At 71.8% G+C, this 16,526-nt stretch carries 12 protein-coding genes and 2 pseudogenes; 6 read left to right on the top strand and 8 right to left on the bottom strand.

Going from position 1 to position 16,526, the window contains the following annotated elements:
* The first annotated feature begins 85 nt into the window (after positions 1-85).
* Positions 86-718 carry a TetR/AcrR family transcriptional regulator gene (locus ACFWVP_RS15505; protein WP_384496905.1) on the top strand — a complete coding sequence of 211 codons (633 nt, stop codon included), beginning with the start codon at positions 86-88 and terminating at the stop codon, positions 716-718.
* 6 nt (positions 719-724) lie between these two features.
* Here the strand turns inward: ACFWVP_RS15505 and ACFWVP_RS15500 are convergent, their stop codons facing one another.
* On the bottom strand, positions 725-2,164 hold the full coding sequence (locus ACFWVP_RS15500) for an aldehyde dehydrogenase family protein (protein ID WP_384496903.1): 1,440 nt from the start codon (positions 2,162-2,164) through the stop codon (positions 725-727).
* Positions 2,161-3,039 carry an oxygenase MpaB family protein gene (locus tag ACFWVP_RS15495; protein WP_384496901.1) on the bottom strand — a complete coding sequence of 293 codons (879 nt, stop codon included), beginning with the start codon at positions 3,037-3,039 and terminating at the stop codon, positions 2,161-2,163. The genes ACFWVP_RS15500 and ACFWVP_RS15495 overlap by 4 nt, the downstream gene beginning before the upstream one ends.
* A gap of 408 nt (positions 3,040-3,447) precedes the next feature.
* Here ACFWVP_RS15495 and ACFWVP_RS15490 point away from each other — a divergent pair, with 408 nt between their 5' ends.
* Positions 3,448-4,374, top strand: a complete 927-nt coding sequence (locus ACFWVP_RS15490) for an oxygenase MpaB family protein (RefSeq protein WP_384496899.1) — start codon at positions 3,448-3,450, stop codon at positions 4,372-4,374.
* Here ACFWVP_RS15490 and ACFWVP_RS15485 read toward each other — a convergent pair.
* Positions 4,337-5,389 carry a LacI family DNA-binding transcriptional regulator gene (locus ACFWVP_RS15485; protein ID WP_384496898.1) on the bottom strand — a complete coding sequence of 351 codons (1,053 nt, stop codon included), beginning with the start codon at positions 5,387-5,389 and terminating at the stop codon, positions 4,337-4,339. The genes ACFWVP_RS15490 and ACFWVP_RS15485 overlap by 38 nt on opposite strands.
* 293 nt (positions 5,390-5,682) lie before the next feature.
* Here ACFWVP_RS15485 and ACFWVP_RS15480 point away from each other — a divergent pair.
* The 3 genes and pseudogenes from ACFWVP_RS15480 to ACFWVP_RS15470 all read left to right on the top strand — a co-directional run.
* A pseudogene (locus tag ACFWVP_RS15480) lies at positions 5,683-6,053 on the top strand (carboxypeptidase); the annotation flags it as partial.
* A gap of 74 nt (positions 6,054-6,127) precedes the next feature.
* On the top strand, positions 6,128-7,867 hold the full coding sequence (locus ACFWVP_RS15475; protein ID WP_384496896.1) for a BCCT family transporter: 1,740 nt from the start codon (positions 6,128-6,130) through the stop codon (positions 7,865-7,867).
* Positions 7,868-8,141: 274 nt separating this feature from the next.
* Positions 8,142-9,782 (top strand): ABC-F family ATP-binding cassette domain-containing protein, encoded by a 1,641-nt coding sequence (locus tag ACFWVP_RS15470; protein WP_384496894.1) that lies wholly within the window; start codon positions 8,142-8,144, stop codon positions 9,780-9,782.
* A 75-nt stretch (positions 9,783-9,857) separates the two neighbouring features.
* On the opposite strand, the gene ACFWVP_RS15465 is transcribed toward ACFWVP_RS15470, so the two are convergent.
* The 5 genes and pseudogenes from ACFWVP_RS15465 to ACFWVP_RS15445 form a co-directional block, all read right to left on the bottom strand.
* Positions 9,858-10,655, bottom strand: a complete 798-nt coding sequence (locus tag ACFWVP_RS15465; protein WP_384497143.1) for a pectate lyase — start codon at positions 10,653-10,655, stop codon at positions 9,858-9,860.
* Positions 10,629-11,099: pseudogene (locus tag ACFWVP_RS15460) on the bottom strand (RICIN domain-containing protein); the annotation flags it as partial. The gene ACFWVP_RS15465 and the pseudogene ACFWVP_RS15460, both read right to left, overlap by 27 nt.
* Before the next feature lie 576 nt (positions 11,100-11,675).
* Positions 11,676-14,162 (bottom strand): Tex family protein, encoded by a 2,487-nt coding sequence (locus ACFWVP_RS15455; protein WP_384496893.1) that lies wholly within the window; start codon positions 14,160-14,162, stop codon positions 11,676-11,678.
* A gap of 153 nt (positions 14,163-14,315) precedes the next feature.
* A complete protein-coding gene (locus ACFWVP_RS15450) occupies positions 14,316-14,444 on the bottom strand; it encodes an LPFR motif small protein (RefSeq protein ID WP_384496891.1) in 129 nt (42 codons plus the stop codon).
* 100 nt (positions 14,445-14,544) lie between these two features.
* Entirely contained in the window at positions 14,545-15,408 is an 864-nt protein-coding gene (locus ACFWVP_RS15445; RefSeq protein WP_384496890.1) for a hypothetical protein, read from the bottom strand.
* A 146-nt stretch (positions 15,409-15,554) separates the two neighbouring features.
* Here ACFWVP_RS15445 and ACFWVP_RS15440 point away from each other — a divergent pair, with 146 nt between their 5' ends.
* The gene (locus tag ACFWVP_RS15440) at positions 15,555-16,517 is read left to right on the top strand and encodes a GlxA family transcriptional regulator (RefSeq protein WP_384496888.1); all 963 of its coding nucleotides are present in this window, start codon (positions 15,555-15,557) and stop codon (positions 16,515-16,517) included.
* Positions 16,518-16,526: the final 9 nt, after the last annotated feature.

Raw genomic sequence — 16,526 nt, 5'->3', positions numbered from 1 at the left:
GGGAGAAAGTTACAAAGTGACGGACCGGGTATCTGTGTTCCATGGTCGTTGTGGTTGAGTGGTCGCGGCGGAACGGGGAGGGCTCATGCCGGCACGGAGCACCAACGAGGCACTGCTGGCCGGCGCGCTGGCCGAGTCGCCGCCCTCGGACGCGCTCAGTGAGCAGATCCTCGACGCGGCACGCGAGCAGTTCATGACCTTCGGGCTGCGCCGCTCGACCGTCGACGACGTCGCCAAACGGGCCAAGGTCTCGCGGGTGACCGTGTACCGGAGGATCGGCAACAAGGACAGCCTGGTCTCGGCCTGCCTCCTGCGCGAGTACCGCCGCTTCGTCATGGACGTCGACGGCGCCGTGGCCGCCCTGCCCACCATGGAGGACCGGCTCGTCGCCGGCTTCGCCGCCGTCCTCCAGCACATCCGTGAACACCCCCTGGTGGGCGGACTGCTGAAGCTGGAGCCGGAGATCATGCTCCCCTTCCTCACCCTGGAGAGCGGCCCGGCCTTCCTCGCGATGCGCGCGTACCTGGCCGACCGGCTGCGCCACGCCCAGCGCGCGGAAGGGCGGCCGGAGACGGATCCGACTCCGGTCGCCGAGCTCATGGTGCGGATCACCGTCTCCTTCCTCCTCAATCCGGTGAGCTGCTTCGAACTCGACGACGACGAGCAGGTGCGTGCCTTCGCCCGCCGCTATCTGGTGCCCCTGATCAGCACGGGATGAGCGCGCTCAGAACCGGGCGTGCAGCTTCCTGCCGAGCTCGACGGCCCGGGCGGCCTTGGCCCGGGGCGTCGCGAACGACGTCAGGTCCACCGCCGGCGCGAACCGCCGCACGGTGACGGAGTGCGGCGCCACGAAGGCCCGCAGCCCCTCCTCGCCGTGGATCCGCCCGTATCCCGACTCGCCCGACCCGCCGAACGGGAGCGAGGGGATCGCGGCGAAGCCGAGCACCGAATTCACCGACACCGCACCGGAGTCGAGGCGTTCGGCCACCGCGAGCCCGGCCGCCCGGGACCGGGTGAAGACCGCGGCGCCCAACGAGTACGCCGACGCGTCGGCCCGCTCGACGGCCTCGTCCATGTCACGCACCGGATTCACGACGACGACCGGGCCGAAGGTCTCCTCGGTGACGGCCGGCGAGTCCTCGGGTACGCCGGTCAGCACCACCGGTCCCACCGTGCGGGTCAGCGAGGCGTCGGGGCCGCCGAGCACGGCCCGGCCGCCGTCCGCCAGGGCCTGTTCCACGTGGCGGCGCACCACGTCGAGCTGGGAGGGCAGGGTGAGCGGCCCGTACGCCTCGCCGGGAGTCAGGGCCCGCGCCCGGAGCACGATGCGCGCACACAGCTCCTCGTGCACGGACGCCACCGCGTACACCCGCTCCACACCGGCGCAGGTCTGACCGGCGTTCCCCATCGCCCCCCACACGATCGCGTCCGCCGCCGCGTCCAGATCGGCGTCCGCCGCCACCAGTACCGCGTCCTTGCCCCCGCACTCGGCGAGCAGCGGTGTGAGCGTGGCCGCGCAGGCCGCCGCCACCTTGCGGGCGGTGGCCGGCGAGCCCGTGAAGGCGATCTTGTCCACGCCGGTCGGGCCGTCCGCCCCGGCGAGGGCGGCACCGGTCGAACCCGGGCCGGTGACCGTCCGCAGCAGATCCGCGTGGTCAGGGACGGCCTCGGCGAAGCTCCGGGCGAGCAGGACCCCGACCCCGGGGGTGAGTTCGGACGGCTTGAAGACGACGGCGTTGCCCGCGGCGAGGGCGTAGCCGATCGAGCCCATCGGTGTGTAGAGCGGGTAGTTCCACGGCCCGATCACCCCGATCACCCCGAGCGGCCGGTACGCCAGCAGCGCCCGCTGATGGACCGACAGCAGACCGGAGGACACCCGGCGCCGGCCCAGCACCCGGCGGGCGTTGCGTGCGGCCCAGTCCAGATGGACCACCGCCAGCAGCACCTCGGCGCGGGCGTCGTGCGGCGGCTTCCCGGTCTCGGCCGCGATCACCTCGGCGAACTCGTCCGCCCGTCCGGCCAGCGCGCGCTTCCACCGGAGCAGGGCCGCGCGCCGTTCCCGCGCCCCGAGCGCGGCCCAGGTGCGGCCGGCGTCCTTGGCCCGTGCCACCGCGGCGCGGATGTCCTCGATGCCGTGCACGGCACGGTCCGTCTCGGTCGTCATGACTTCTCCAGGGGCAGGGGTTCCAGCGGACGGCCCTGGGCCCAGTGCGGGCCGAGGTCGTCGAGCCGGTATCCGAAGGGGTAGCTGCGTGGCCGGGGGCGGGAAGGAAGCCAGCGCGGCCTGGCGGGCAGCAGCCGTACGCCGTGCGACCGGGCACGCACCATCCGCGTGGCCGTCGCCCGCATCCACGGCGGCTGGGCCGGGAAGCCGAGCGCGCGCAGCAGCGGCTCGTCCAGCAAGGCGAGCGAGAGTCTGGCCACCAGCGGGCGCAGCGGGGCCGGGTACCAGGCCGCCATGACCCGGAAGGTGGCGTTGGCGACCCGGCGGTTCGCCGGATCGTAGGCGAACATCCGGTCCTCGTAGGAGTCGAGCAGTTCCTCGAACCCCTCGTAGGTGTCGGGGGCGCCCTCGATGCCCATCATGAGGGCCATCCTCCGCCCCACCTCCGCCAGCGCCGAGGCCTCCTGCGCGCACAGGGGCCGCCACCCGAAGCGGTCGATCCAGCGTTTGGGGCCGACGACGGTCGTGGCCAGCACGTAGAGGTAGTCCTCGTTCGGGATGCGGTACTTGCCGTGGATGCGGTTGAGGTGCCGTGCGGCGGCGTGCGCACGCTCGGAATCGAAGCCGTCGGCCGCCATCTCGTACCCGAACAGGACGGTGTCGTCGTAGCGCTTCTGACCGTTGCGCTCGAACTCCTGGGTGCGGTCGAGCAGTACGGAGATCCTCGGGACGCCGTAGTCGCGCAGGAAGGCGACGCTGATGCCCTGCCGGTAGTCCCAGGGGAATTCGTACTGCGACATCAGCCGGAGTATCTCGGCGCAGTCGCGGGCGGGATCCATCCGGCGGATCTCGCTCAGTCGGCTGTAACGGCCCATGGTGGGCAACCTCCTCGGTGATGGAGCCGGTGCGGCTACGGGCCGGAGCGGCCACGGGGCGGTTCGGCCACGGGGCGGTTCGGCTCCGGGGCGGTTCGGATGTCCCGGGCGGAGTGGGCGCGGCGTTCGCGGGCTCCGAGGGGCCGGGAGCGGGGGCTCGTGCACGGCTCAACTCACCCACTGCGCAGCACATTTGACCTTTCCCTCACCCCCTGAGAGTCAAAGATACAAATACTATTGACTTGTTTCACCGGGTGCGTCAACACTGCTGACACAGATTCCAGGAAGGGGTGCGCGCGGGCCCCGGGCCCGCCACCCCCGCACCTCACCGCCGTCCCCGCGATCGCATACTGGAACACACACGGCCCGGCACCGGTCCGAGCAACCGCCGACCCTGGGAGCCCCCGCATGACCAGCGCAGAAGACCCGGCCCCGCCCCCGCCGGGCGGCGTGCTGTGGAGCCTCGCCGGCGACGTCCGAGGCCTGCTGATGCTGCCCGCGGCCCTCACACTCCAGGTCGCCCACCCGGCGGTCGGCGCGGGCGTCGACGAGCACTCGGTCTTCCGCACGGACCCGTGGGGCCGCGGCGAACGCTCGCTGCGCTCGCTCCAGCTCTGGGTGTACGGGGGAGAGGCCGCCGCCGAGGAGGGGCGCAGGCTCCGCAAGCTGCACCGCACCATCCAGGGCACCGACACCCGTGGGCGCCGCTACCACGCGCTCACGCCCGCGAACTACGCCTGGGTGCACGCCACCGGCTTCCCGGTCTACCAGCACGCGGCCCGCTATCTCGTCCGCCCCCTCACCGACGCGCAGGAGCGGGCGCTGTACCGGGAGTGGCTCCAGGTGGGGCGGATCCTCGGCATCCACGACCGGGACATGCCGCAGACCGTCGAGGAGTTCTGGCCCTACTACCGGAAGATGCTGGCCGAGGAGGTGGAGGCGACCGTGGTCGTCCGGGAGCTGGTCGCCGCCGACCGCCCCGTACCCCCGCCCGACCTGGGCCCGCCGGCCGTCCGTCCGCTGGTCAGGGCGGTGTGGCCGCTCCTGCTTCCCCCGCTCTCCCGGTTCCGCGCCTTCATCACCGTGGGCCTGATGCCGCCGGACGCCCGTGCGGCCATCGGGCTCGCGTGGACCCCGGACCAGGAGCGCAGGCTCCGGCGGCTGTGCGCCGTGATCCGGATGGTGGTGCCGGCGCTCCCCGAGCGGCTGCGCTATCTGCCGCTCGCCCGGTCCGCACGGGCGGCCTGGCACGCGGAGCGGAAGGACCGGGGGGACGCGGGGACGGGCGGGCCGGGTCTCAGGCCGAGGCGCGCCGGATCAGTTCGGTCGGGGTGATCACGGACGCGGGCCACTCGCCCGTGTCGCCGTTCAGCCGCCCCATCAGCAGCCGGACCATCAACCGCCCCATCCCCTCCACGTCCTGACGGACCGTCGTCAGGGGAGGGTCGGTCTTCTCCGCGACCGACTCCATGTCGTCGAAGCCGACCAGTGCCACGTCTTCCGGCACCCGGAGCCCCTGCTCGCGGATCACCCGCAGGGCACCCGAGGCCATCAGGTCGTTGGACACGAAGACCGCGTCCACATCCGGCCGGGCCGCCAGCAGCTGAGCCATGGCCCGGGCGCCGCCCTCGGCGGTGAAGTCGCCGTCCACGATCAGAGCCGGATCGCCGTCGGGCAGTACATCGCGGTAGCCGTCGATCCGGTCGAGTGCGGACGTCTGGTCGCGCGGCCCGGCGATGTGCGCGATCCGCCGCCGGCCCAGCGAGACCAGATGGCGTACGGCCTCACGCGCGCCGCCCCGGTTGTCGCAGTCGACGTACGGCACCGGTGGCACCGCCTCGGCGCCCGGTGCCGGATGCTCCGGACGGCCGCCGTAGACCGTCGGCACCCTGAACCGCCGGATGATCGCGGGGAGTTCGTCGTCGGTGTGCAGGGAGAAGGCCAGTACGCCGTCCACATGGCCACCGGCCAGATAGCGGGTCACCCGGTCGAAGTCGCCGCTGCCCTCGACCAGGAGCAGCACCAGCTGGGCGTCGTGCGCCGTCAGCTCGCGGCTGATACCGCGGATCTGGCGGGAGAAGAACGGGTCGGAGAAGATCCGGAACTCGGGCTCGTCGATGATCACGGCGACCGCCCCGTTGCGCCGGGTGACCAGGGTCCGCGCCGCGTGGTTCGGGATGTAGCCGAGCTCGTCGACCGCCTTGCGCACCTGTTCCACCAGGGGCTGCCGTACCCCCGCGCCACCGTTGACGACCCGGGACGCGGTCGCCCGGGACACGCCCGCACGGGCCGCCACGGCTTCCAGGGTGGGCCGGGCGTCACGCTGCGGATCGGGGATCGGGTCGGGCAAGGGACGCTCCTCGTACACGCGTGACCCGGCCGGGAAGGGCCGGAACTGGCGGGTTCAGCACGAACGCGGTCAGCCTAACCGCCCGGTCGGGGCGGCCGGACGGATGTTCGCACCCTGTTGCCCGGGAGCGGGCCGGAGTACCTTCCGCACACGCCGATACGAGGGCGGGCGCCCTGCCCCCGCCCGCCGCATGCAGTCGCTGATGCTCCACCGCTCGCCCGTGCCCTCCCCCTTCACGCGTACAGTCCCGTCCCCCACGCGTACAGGCCCGCTCTTCACGCGTACAGGCCTATCAGCAGGCCGCACTCGACGGGCTGTTCCCCTTCGTCCGGGAGCGGCACGATCGGATCGCCGCCGCCGCCGCCGCCGTCGCGGCCCGCCGCGCCGGCCTCGCCGACCGGGGCACGGTCCACCTGGGCGGCGCCGACAACGATCCCGCCGAACCGGACGAGACCCTCCCGGACCCGCCCTGCGGCTACCGGCTCGGCCCGGAGCAGTACGCGGACGTCGCCGACGAACTGGCCCTGCACGGTGTCACTTCCCGTCCCGACGACGGCGGAGCGTACGTGCCTCTGCGGCAGCCGGCCCGAGGGCTGGTTCCGCTCCTGTTGGACAAAGGGCGACATATCGGCTCACAAACGGTCAAGCCGTTACAGCTTGTTGATCCCGTGAGATGAGCACCGCGTGTGGTACTGCCTACGGAGAGCCAAATTTCGCACTGCGTGAAAGGTGCCATCTGTGTCACACGACGAGCAGGGAACGGGCGGGCGGGGTGAGTACCTGCCGGTCACGGCCGATCTGCCGGAGATCCCGCACCACGGCCGGCGCCCCACGACCGACCGGGTGGTCTTCGGCGTCACGGCGGGGCTCACCGTCGCCTTCGTGGTCTGGGGCTCCACGGCGACGGACTCGCTGGAAAGCGTCTCCACCCGGTTGCTCAACGGGCTGATCCACAACGGCGGTTGGGCCTTCATGCTGGCCGCCTCCGGGTTCGTCGTCTTCGCACTCTGGCTCGCGATCAGCCGCTACGGGACGATCTCGCTCGGCCAGGAGGGTGAGAAGCCCGAATTCCGGACGATTTCCTGGGTCGCCATGATGTTCAGCGCCGGCATGGGAATCGGCCTGATGTTCTACGGAGTGAGCGAGCCGCTCGCCCACTTCGTCGATCCGCCCCCCGGCACCCGCCCCGCCGACGCCGCCGAGGCGATGCAGACGGCGATGGCCACCACGCTCTTCCACTGGACGCTGCACCCCTGGGCGATCTACGCGGTCGTCGGTCTCGCCATCGCGTACAGCACCTACCGCCGGCGCAGGCGGCAGACGATCAGCGCCGTCTTCGAACCGCTCATCGGCACCCGGCACGCCCACGGGACCGGCGGCCGGATCATCGACATCCTCGCCATCTTCGCCACCCTCTTCGGATCCGCGGCCTCCCTGGGGCTCGGCGCGCTCCAGATCGGCAGCGGATTCCAGGAGCTCAACTGGATGGAGAAGACCGGCACGGGTCTCCTCGTGGCGATCATCGCCGTCCTGACCGTCGCCTTCGTCGCCTCCGCGGTGTCCGGCGTGGAGAAGGGCATCCAGTGGCTCTCGAACATCAACATGGTGCTCGCGCTGATCCTGGTGGTCTTCGTCTTCATCGCCGGGCCCACCATCATCATCCTCGACCTGCTGCCCACCTCGATCGCCGCGTACTTCGGTGACCTCGCCCAGCTCGCCGGGCGCACCGAGGCGACCGGCGAGGGCGCGGTGGCCGACTGGCTGGGCAGCTGGACGGTCTTCTACTGGGCCTGGTGGATCTCCTGGACGCCCTTCGTCGGCATGTTCATCGCCAGGATCAGCCGGGGCCGGACGATCCGGCAGTTCGTGGGCGGCGTGATCCTGGTGCCCAGCACCGTCAGCCTGGTCTGGTTCGCCGTGATGGGCGGCTCCGCGATCGAGCTGGAGGACGCCGGCCGGCTCAGTGACGTCGGCGACACCCCGGAGGCCCAGCTCTTCGGCGTACTCCAGGAGTTCCCCGTCGCCACGGTGATGAGCATCCTGGTCATGGTCCTGGTGGGTATCTTCTTCGTCTCCGGCGCGGACGCCGCCTCGATCGTGATGGGCACGCTCTCCCAGAAGGGCGTGCTCGAACCCGCCAAGTGGGTCGTCGTCTTCTGGGGCGTCGTCACGGGTGCCGTCGCGGCGGTGATGCTGCTCATCGGCAACGGCAAGGGCGACGCGCTGGCGGGGCTCCAGAACCTCACCATCCTGGTCGCCGCCCCCTTCACCCTCGTGATGATCGGGATGTGTGTCTCGCTGATGCGGGACCTGCGGCAGGACCCCATGATCGTCCGCAGGGAGTTCGGTGTGGAAGCCGTCGAATCCGCTGTCATCGAAGGCCACGCCAAGTACGACGGGGACTTCGAGATCCGGATCGGTCCGGGTACCGCGGAGATCACCACCGATCAGCGGCACAAGGAAGGCCCGTCCGCCTGACCGGGTACCGCGGCCCGGCGCACCGGTCGGGCCGCCACCGTCACCCCGGTACCCGCGGAACGCGCGTCGGGAACGCGCGTCGGGAACGCGCGTCGGGAACGCGCGTCGGGAACGCGCGTCGGGAACGCGCGGCACGGGAGCGCGACGGGGAGCGTGCCGGTCACCGCGGCCCGTCGTCCCACCGGGGTCGTCCCACCGCACTCGCCCGCACTCGTCGTCCCACGGCCATCCAGGGAGAACACGCCCGCGCGGGTTCGTTAGGATCGGCACCCTGATGACTGCCACTCTCGTCGCCAAGGAACTCGCCGCCGGGCACGGCGACCGCACGCTCTTCGCCGGACTCGACCTCGTCGTCGCCCCCGGCGACGTGATCGGTCTCGTCGGAGCCAACGGTGCGGGTAAATCGTCGCTGCTGCGACTGCTCGCCGGGCTCGACCGGCCCGAGGAGGGGGAACTGCGGCTCTCCCCGCCCGGTGCCACCGTCGGACACCTCCCGCAGGAGCCCGAGCGTCGCGCGGGGGAGTCCGTACGGGAATTCCTCGCCCGCCGCACCGGTGTCGCCGACGCCCAGACCGCGATGGACACCGCGACCCAGGCGCTCGTCGACGGAGCGCCCGGCGCGGACGACGCGTACTCCGAGACGCTGGAGCGCTGGCTCGCCCTCGGTGGCGCCGACCTGGACGAACGCGCCGAGGAGGTGGCCGCCGACCTCGGCCTGACCGTCGGCCTCGACCTCCCCATGACCGCGCTCTCCGGCGGCCAGGCGGCCCGTGCCGGACTGGCGTCGCTGCTGCTGTCGCGCTACGACGTGTTCCTGCTCGACGAGCCCACCAACGACCTGGACCTCGACGGCCTGGAGCGCCTCGAACGCTTCGTGTCCGGGCTGCGGGCCGGCACCGTCGTCGTCAGCCACGACCGCGAGTTCCTCATGCGTACGGTCACCAAGGTCCTGGAACTGGACCACGCCCAGCAGCAGATCAACCTCTACGGCGGCGGCTACGCCTCCTACCTGGAGGAGCGCGACCGCGCCCGTTCACACGCCCGCGAGGAGTTCGAGGAGTACGCGGACAAGCGCTCCGCGCTGGAGGGCCGCGCGCAGATGCAGCGCGGATGGATGGACAAGGGCGTCAAGAACGCCCGCCGCAAGGCGACCGACAACGACAAGATCGGCCGCAAGTTCCGCAGCGAGGCCAGCGAGAAGCAGGCCGCGAAGGCCAAGCAGACGCAGCGCATGATCGAGCGCCTCGACGTCGTCGAGGAACCCCGCAAGGAGTGGGATCTGCGGATGGAGATCGCCTCCGCCCCACGCTCCGGATCCGTCGTCGCCACCCTCCGCGACGCCGCCGTGGCCCGCGGCGACTTCTCCTTCGGCCCGGCCACCCTGCAGATCGACTGGGCCGACCGCGTCGCCATCACCGGTGCCAACGGCGCGGGCAAGTCCACCCTGCTCGCCGCACTGCTGGGCCGGCTGCCGCTGGACTCCGGGCACGCCTCGCTCGGCTCGGGCGTCGTCGTCGGCGAGGTCGACCAGGCCCGCAGGCTCTTCCACGGCCCGGAGAGCCTGCTGGACGCCTTCTGCGCGGCCGTCCCGGACACCGAACCGGCCGAGGTCCGCACCCTGCTCGCCAAGTTCGGTCTGCGCGCCGCCCATGTGCTGCGCCCGGCCACGACACTCTCCCCGGGCGAACGCACCCGCGCCGGCCTCGCACTGCTCCAGGGCAAGGGCGTCAACCTGCTGGTCCTGGACGAGCCGACGAACCACCTGGACCTTCCGGCGATCGAGCAGCTGGAAGCGGCGCTCGACGCGTACACCGGCACCCTCCTGCTGGTCACGCACGACCGGCGGATGCTGGACGCCGTCCACACGACCCGCCGGGTCGAGGTCGTCGACGGCAAGGTCGTCGAGACCGACTGACGCGGGAACCCGCCCCTCCCGGTGTGCGGGAAGGGCGGGTCCGTGGTGCGGGGAAGCGGTGCCCGGCGGACGACGTCAGTCGACGTAGCGGATGTCGGACGAGGAGTAGAGGCAGTTCGTGCCGTCCGCTCCCGAACCGATCTCGCTCGGCTCGCCGCTGGTCGTTCCCCTGTACTTGGTACAGATCTTCATGTCACGGTCGCCGTCCTCGTAGATCGTGACGCCCGAGATCCGTGCCGTGTCGCCGTAGTTGGTGTTGATGCCGACCAGGCTCGTCCCGGGGGCCGTCGCCCAGATGTTCTGCAGCTGGATGTGCCGGGCGTTCTGCGTGGAGCAGTTGCCGCAGGAGCGGACCAGCTTGCCGAAGTCGTCCACCTGGAAGTTCTTCACGATGAGGGTGCCGACACCGTTGTGCTGGAAGACCTTGTCCTCCGCCAGCTTCGCGCCACCGCCGTCGATCGTACGGACCGTCGAGGAGGAGCCGCCGCGGAAGGTGGCCGCGTCCTCGCCCACGTCCTCCCACCAGACGTTCTTGAGGGTGCAGGTAGCCGCGCAGTGCACACCGTCCGCGGCCGGAGCGCCGAGGATGACGTTCTGCAGGGTGGCGCCGTCCGCCAGCCTGATCATCGGGGGCTGGTCCTCGTCCTGGCCACCACTGCCCAGGTCACCCGAGCCGTACAGGCGCTTCAGGCCACCGTCGTACGTGCCCGAGACCTCGATGGTCGCGGAGACGGCCTGGCTGCCGTTGGCCGTCGGCCAGGACGGCCGGGAGCCCGGGTCCGTCGGCGGGTCGGTCGGCGGGTCGGTCGGATCGGTGGGCGGGTCCGTGGGGGTCGTGCCCGACGCGGTGAACGTCCAGTTCTTGCTGGTCACCGAGTCGCAGGAGTTCTGCTGGACCAGGGCGCCCGAGGCCGTCGAGCTGTCCTTGACGTTCAGGCACTTGCCGCCGTTGCCGTTGACCACCCGGTAGGTGTTGCCGCTGACCGCCGTCAGCGTCCACACCTGGGTCGCCGTACCAACGCAGTTCTGCTGTTCGACGGCCTTGCCCGCGCTGGTGGAGGCGTCCTTCACCCCGGCGCACCGGGAGCTGTGCGCGGCGGCCAGCGTGTAGCCGCTGCCGGAGGCGGTGAGCTTCCACGTCTGGTCGGCCGCGCCGTCGCAGGCGCTCTGGTCGAGCTGGGTGCCCGCGGCGGAGCTCGCCCCCGGTACGCCCAGACACAGTCCGCTGGCCGCGTTCTTCAGGCTGTACGAGCCCGCGGCGGGTGCGGCTGTCGCCGAGCCGGTCGCGAACAGCGCGGTGAGGCCTGCGGCGATCACCGAAACCGTGGCGACAAGTGAGGCGGCCGCGCGGCCGCCACGCCTTCTGACGTGCTGATTCCTGGTACGCACTAGAAATTCCTCTCACCGCCTGCGGTGTACTCCGCAGGCACCTGTCAGTGGATGGGTGCGGTGGTGAAGGGCGTGCCTGGCTCTCGAACAAATTCTGATCAATGAACCAGGTTCGCGTATATGAACAGCGGTGACGGTACGTCACCCACCTCGGACGGTCAAGAAGTTGGTACGGACGATCAGCCGGCGCGATGTGCCGGGGTGGCCGTGGGTCCCGGGCGGCCATGGTGGCGATGGCCGCCCGGGGGTGGTCCAATCGGCGACGGTGTCGTCCGCGCGGATGTGCGGTGCGCGGCCCGTGCGATGTGCCGACTGGCGCCGTTCGTTCTGCAAGCGCTTTCTTCGGTGACTGGCATCAGGGTGACGGCGGGTCCTGAGCATGTCAATGCTTCGGGCGATGCCCGTTCCACGTAACGGCCGTGTGCCGCCCGCTCCGTGCGCTCCGGGGCCCGGAACGCACGGAGCGGGCGGACGGGAGGAGTCCCGTCCGCCCGCTCCGTCGCCTCAGCGCTTACGGCCGCCGCGGTCGGGACCCGTCAGTCCTGCGCGCCGCAACGCGTCGGCCATCGCGCTGTTGGCCGGAGCGGCGGCCGGACGGGCGACGGCGCCCTGGTCACCGTCGCGCCCACGCGCCTGGCCGCCGCCGTGACCCTGCCGCTGTCCCTGGCCGCCACCCTGCGCCTCCTGCCGCCAACCTTGTCCGCTCTGCCCCTGACCGCCCTGCCGCTGGCGCGGCGGGCGCTCGCCGTCGCCCTGACCGTTGCGCTCACGTCGCCGGCCCTGCCCCTGGCCGCCGCTCTGCGCGGCCGAGGCCTCGTCGTCCAGCCGCAGCGTCAGCGAGATCCGTTTGCGTGGGATGTCGACCTCCATGACCTTCACCCTCACGATGTCGCCCGGCTTGACGACATCCCTCGGGTCCTTGACGAACGTCCGCGACATCGCCGACACGTGCACCAGGCCGTCCTGGTGCACGCCGATGTCCACGAACGCGCCGAACGCCGCGACGTTCGTGACGACACCCTCGAGCACCATCCCGGCCGCGAGGTCGCCGATCTTCTCGACCCCCTCCTTGAACGTGGCGGTCTTGAAGGCCGGGCGCGGGTCACGGCCCGGCTTCTCCAGCTCCCTGAGGATGTCCGAGACCGTCGGCAGTCCGAACTTCTCGTCCACGAAGTCGTCGGCCCGCAGCGACCGCAGGACGCCCGTGTTGCCGATGAGCGAGGCGACGTCCCCGCCCGTCGTCTTCGCCATCGTCCGCACCACGGGGTAGGCCTCCGGGTGCACGCTCGACGCGTCCAGCGGGTCGTCGCCCCGGATCCGGAGGAAGCCCGCGCACTGCTCGTACGCCTTCGGGCCCAGCCGGGCCACGTCCTTCAGTGCCCGGCGGGACCGGAACGGACCGTTGGTGTCCCGGTGCGCCACGATGTTCTCGGCGAGGCCGGAACCGATGCCCGACACCCGGGAGAGCAACGGTGCCGAGGCGGTGTTGACGTCGACGCCGACACCGTTCACACAGTCTTCCACCACCGCGTCCAGTGAACGCGACAGCTTCACCTCGGACAGGTCGTGCTGGTACTGGCCGACGCCGATCGACTTCGGGTCGATCTTGACCAGCTCGGCCAGCGGGTCCTGCAGCCGCCTGGCGATCGACACGGCGCCACGCAACGACACGTCCATGTCGGGGAGTTCCTGCGAGGCGAAGGCCGACGCGGAGTAAACGGACGCGCCCGCCTCCGACACCATCACCTTGGTGAGCTTCAACTCGGGGTGTTTGTCGCACAGTTCACCGGCGAGCTTGTCGGTCTCGCGGGACGCCGTACCGTTGCCGATCGCGATCAGGTCGACCTGGTGCTCCTTCGCCAGCCGCTCCAGCGTGGCCAGCGACTGGTCCCACCTGTTCGCCGGCACGTGCGGGTAGATGACCTCCGTCGCGACGACCTTGCCGGTGGCGTCCACGACGGCGACCTTCACCCCGGTACGGAAGCCGGGGTCGAGCCCCAGCGTCGCACGGGTGCCGGCCGGTGCGGCGAGCAGCAGGTCACGCAGGTTCGACGCGAAGACGCGCACCGCCTCGTCCTCCGCCGCCGTGCGCAGCCGAAGCCGCATGTCGATCCCGAGGTGCACCAGGATCCGTGTCCGCCAGGCCCAGCGCACCGTGTCGCCCAGCCACTTGTCACCCGGCCTGCCACGGTCGGCGACGCCGAACCGGCGGGCGATCATGTTCTCGTACGTGGACGGGCCCGGCTGCTCGGCCTGGTCCCGGGGCTCCTCGGGCTCCAGGACCAGGTCGAGGACGTCCTCCTTCTCGCCCCGGAGCATGGCCAGGACCCGGTGCGAGGGCAGCGCGGTGAACGGCTCCGCGAAATCGAAGTAGTCGGCGAACTTCGCGCCCGCCTCCTCCTTGCCGTCGCGCACCTTCGCCACGACCCGCCCACGCGACCACATGCGTTCACGCAGCTCACCGGTCAGGTCGGCGTCCTCCGAGAAACGCTCGGCCAGGATGGAGCGGGCACCCTCCAGGGCCGCCGCCGGGTCCGCCACACCCTTGTCCGCGTCGACGAACGCCGCCGCGGCGGCCGACGGGTCCACCGACGGGTCGCCGAGCAGTCTGTCCGCCAGTGGCTCCAGCCCCGCCTCGCGAGCGATCTGCGCCTTCGTGCGGCGCTTCGGCTTGAAGGGCAGATAGATGTCCTCCAGGCGCGCCTTCGTGTCGGCCGCCCGGATCTGCGCCTCCAGCGCCGCGTCGAGCTTGCCCTGCTCGCGTACGGAGTCGAGGACCGCCGTGCGACGGTCCTCCAGCTCCCGCAGATACCGCAGCCGTTCCTCGAGCCCGCGCAGCTGCGCGTCGTCGAGCATCTCGGTCGCTTCCTTGCGGTAGCGCGCGATGAACGGCACGGTCGAGCCGCCGTCGAGCAGCTCGACGGCGGCCTTCACCTGACGCTCGCGTACGCCGAGCTCCTCGGCGATCCTGCCTTCGATGGACGTCGTCACGGTTTTCCCGACTCGCCTTCTCGTACTGGCTGTGCTGGCTGTGGGCCACGCAATGGTCCACATCCGGGGTGGTCCCCTTCGCCTGCATTGTGCCGGGTGGCCGGGTGCCGTGTCGCGTGACCTCGTCGGACGCGGCGCCGCCGGAGCGTTCGCTCAGGCGCGCCGGGTCCGGCCGCCGCGCGACGCGCCGCCGAAGAGCTTGGCCACCAGGCGGAAGGGGAGTGTCACCACCGTGCCCACGGCGGAGCCGATGGTGCGGAAGATGTCTGCGATGGTGCGCATGGTGTTCTCCTTCGTCGGGGCTGTCGTGTCTGTGCGCCTGACCCGGACCGCGGCCGGTAAACATCGGCCGCGCTCATCCGTCCCCTGGACGACCCCGGGCTCAGCCCTTCCCGACGAGGCCGTCCGGGAACGCCCCGGCGGCCGCCGCGGCGAACAGGTAACCGCGCGCCAGCTCCGTCAGCCGCTCCACGCCCCGCGCCCCCAGGTGCTCGTACGGCGCGGCGTCCATCCGGTCCGTCGCCTCCTCCAGGTCCGCCCTCAGGGCCGTGCCCGCGTCCGTCAGCTCGCCCGCGTCGTCCAGCAGGCCGCGCCCGCGCAGCCGCTCCACCGCCGCGTCCCAGTCGGTACGCCGCCAGCCACGGGTGGCGAGGACCCAGCGGGGCGTCATGCCCTTGCCGGTCGCGGTGTGGCTGACCATGGCCTCGACGGGATCGAGTCCGGCCGCGAGCAGGGCGGCGAGGTGGGCGTCGCCCCGGTGCTCGCGCAGCAGCGTCGCCGCGTGCCAGAACGCCAGGTGCGGCTCGTCCGGCACCGGAAGATCGGCGTGGGCGGCGTACAGCGGCCGGGCGTGGCGCGTGCAGGCCTCCGCGGCGCGCAGGGCGAGCCCGGCGGCCTCCACCATCCCGGCGGAGGCGACGGCGTCCTCGCCGAGCACCCGGCGCAGCGTCGAGTCGGCGGCACGCAGCCGCGCGCCGAGTGCCGCCCGGGGCGGGACCACGGACCACACGGCGGGCAGATGGCGGGCCACCAGCTCGTGGTTGAAGTTGTAGAAGGTGGCCGTGACCGCTCCGGCGCCGACGGCGCCCAGCGCCGCGCCGCGGGCGGCGAAATAGGCGGCGCTCGGGTCGTCGACGCCGAGCTCGGCGAACTCCTTGCCCAGGTCGGGGGAGAAGTAGACGCAGGAGTGCAAGGGGTTGACCGAGTTGTGACAGCGGCGCCCTGCGCGCGGCGGGAGAGTGCTCATACCAGCACGTTACCGACTGGTCAGTACGCTAGGAACCCCGGGGCCCGGGTGACATGGACCGCATCTCACCAGTGACCCCAGGATGGCAGGAAAGGTGGGGAACTCGTCATTGCGGCCATCCGGCCGCGCCGCCCAGGATGGCGGACATGAAGCAGCGATCCGTACTCGTCGTCCTCTTCGAGGACGTGCTGAGCCTCGACGTGAGCGGCCCGATGGAGGTCTTCGCCGGGGCCTCCCACTTCCCCGGGATCTCCTACGAGCTGCGCACCGCCTCCCTGACCGGTGCGCCGGTCCGCTGCTCCAACGGCCTCACCCTGGTCCCGGACGGCCCTCTCGCCGACGCGGACGTGCCCGACGTGCTCCTCGTCCCCGGCGGGTCCGGGACCCGCGCCCCCGATCCGGCACTCATCGGCTGGCTGCGTGAGAACGCCCCGCACGCCGGGCAGTTGGTCTCCGTCTGTACGGGGGCCCTGCTGCTCGCCGAGGCCGGGCAGCTCGACGGCCACCGCGTGACCACCCACTGGGCCGTCTGCGAGACGCTCGCCCGTGACCACCCGGCGGTCGAGGTGGACCCCGACCCGATCTTCGTACGCGACGGACGGCTGGCCACCTCGGCGGGCGTCACCGCCGGCATCGACCTGGCACTCGCCCTGGTGGAGGAGGAGCACGGCCGCGACGCGGCGCTCACCGTGGCCCGCCACCTCGTCGTCTTCCTGCGGCGCCCGGGGAACCAGGCCCAGTTCAGCGCCCAGCTGACCGCCCAGACCGCCGTCCGCGAGCCGCTGCGGGACGTACAGCACTGGATCACCGAACACCCGGACGCCGATCTGTCCGTCGAGGCCCTCGCGGCCCGCGCCCGGCTCTCACCCCGCCACTTCGCCCGCGCCTTCCAGGCCGAGACCGGTCTGACCCCGGGCCGCTACGTCGAGCGGGTCCGCCTAGAACAGGCCCGCCGCCTCCTGGAGGACACCACCGACGGTGTCGCCGGAATCTCCCGCGCCAGCGGCTACGGCACCCCGGAGGCGATGCGCCGCGCCTTCGTCAAGGCACTCGGAACGGCGCCGGCCGAATACCGGCGGCGTTTCCGCCCACAGCCCGTGCAGTCCTGACACCGACCC

Source organism: Streptomyces sp. NPDC058637 (assembly GCF_042717325.1).
Lineage (GTDB): Bacteria > Actinomycetota > Actinomycetes > Streptomycetales > Streptomycetaceae > Streptomyces.
The sequence above is the reverse complement of the archived record's forward strand: the minus strand, read 5'-3'. Positions and strand labels throughout refer to the sequence as shown.